Annotated in this window: 1 protein-coding gene and 1 pseudogene; one reads left to right on the forward strand and one right to left on the reverse strand. The window is 43.7% G+C overall.

Annotated elements, in window-relative coordinates; translation table 11 throughout:
• Window positions 1-145, forward strand: a pseudogene (locus R7R78_RS26900) (DUF4440 domain-containing protein); the annotation flags it as partial.
• 71 nt (window positions 146-216) lie between these two features.
• Here R7R78_RS26900 and R7R78_RS26905 read toward each other — a convergent pair.
• Window positions 217-477, reverse strand: a complete 261-nt coding sequence (locus R7R78_RS26905; protein ID WP_025557554.1) for a DUF5062 family protein — start codon at window positions 475-477, stop codon at window positions 217-219.
• Window positions 478-662 lie beyond the last annotated feature (185 nt).

The raw sequence follows: 662 nt of genomic DNA on the forward strand, positions 1-662 counted from the left end.
TAACGGGGACGTTGCCATGGTACGCTCAGATTGGGAAATATCGAACGCTTTGCAAGGTCAAAACATCCAAGGAACGGCCTTAGAGGTGATGCATTATGTGGATGGAGGTTGGGTTTATGTGATCGACAATCCCAACGGCTACTAACACCAAAAAGTAAAAGGCGAACCATTTGGCTCGCCTTGTGAATTAATGACCTATGTAACTTCTTGAGGTTTTTACTTTAGAGGGTCGTTGTCTGGCAACGCACTGTGTATCCATACTGCCAGCCGGTGTTTGATGCTTGCGCCATCTAGCTTGCTTTCCGGTAGTGGCGTGATCTGTTTGGCATCGACCAAGAATAGGTAAATCGCTTTTACTCTTAGAGGCTGTGGTGACTGTGGGAGATCAAAGCCTTGTAGCTTCGCCATCTTCCCACCAATCTCTAGTGCCTTTTTAACCAGTTTGTCTTCATTCTGAAGCTTGGAGCTTTTTGACATTGATAAATCCTCTTCTTCGCTTCAATTAAGAATACATGAAGTGTCACGTATGGCGTGTTAGTAAGCTCGCATATTGATAAGTTTATGCCTTCTTACCGAGTAACTGATTGAAAAACGACCTTAATTCGTCATCACCAAGATTGAGCAGGTAGTCACCAACATACCATTCAACAATCGATTGATTT

It is taken from the genome of Vibrio sp. 2134-1 (genome assembly GCF_033339495.1).

Bases quoted from the DNA above. Each gene is read 5' to 3' on its own strand.
- R7R78_RS26905 (WP_025557554.1), bottom strand. From the start codon at position 477: ATGTCAAAAAGCTCCAAGCTTCAGAATGAAGACAAACTGGTTAAAAAG.